This is a genomic window from Lewinella sp. W8, assembly GCF_004375085.3.
Classification (GTDB): domain Bacteria; phylum Bacteroidota; class Bacteroidia; order Chitinophagales; family Saprospiraceae; genus Neolewinella.
In genome coordinates, this window is record NZ_SNAQ03000071.1 from 1 (window position 1) to 529 (window position 529).

A 529-nucleotide genomic window follows, 5' to 3' on the forward strand; every position below is an offset into this window, starting at 1 on the left:
AGGCTGGCCGTCTCGTAGAAGCCGGCGTCAATCGTCGGGTTGTTCTCGCCGGAGGCCAGGATCACCACCGGGCTCTGGCCCGTGGTCTCGTCCGCGTCGCTGTCCGTGGCGTCATCACCTACGTTGGCGGGGCTAGACTCAAAGCCGGCCGGACTAACGAATTCTACCACGTACTCAACGCCGGGCGTCAGGTCCGTGAACTGGTAGAAACCACTGCCGTCCGTGGTCGTCGTGGCAACCTGCGCTCCGTCGACCAAAAGATTGACCGTTACGTTCTCGATGCCGGGCTCGCCAGCATCCTGCTGACCGTCAGCATCGCGGTCCAGGAAGACAAAGTCGCCCAGGCTCGCCGTCTGGTAGTAGCCAGCGTCAATCGTCGGGTCGTTCTCACCGCTTTCCAGCACGATCGGGGCCGTTACGCCACCGGCAAGCGCGTCGGAGTCCGTCGCGTCGTCACCTCCCTGATCGGCGGGGCTCGGCGTCAGACCGGCCGGAGTAACGAACTCGACCCGGTAGGTATCGGGCGCAA

Annotated in this window: 1 protein-coding gene; it reads right to left on the minus strand. The window is 64.5% G+C overall.

What is annotated here, in order from left to right; genetic code table 11:
- The coding region (locus E1J53_RS23880; protein ID WP_253932314.1) for an SdrD B-like domain-containing protein at positions 1–529 on the minus strand (529 nt) is incomplete at both ends.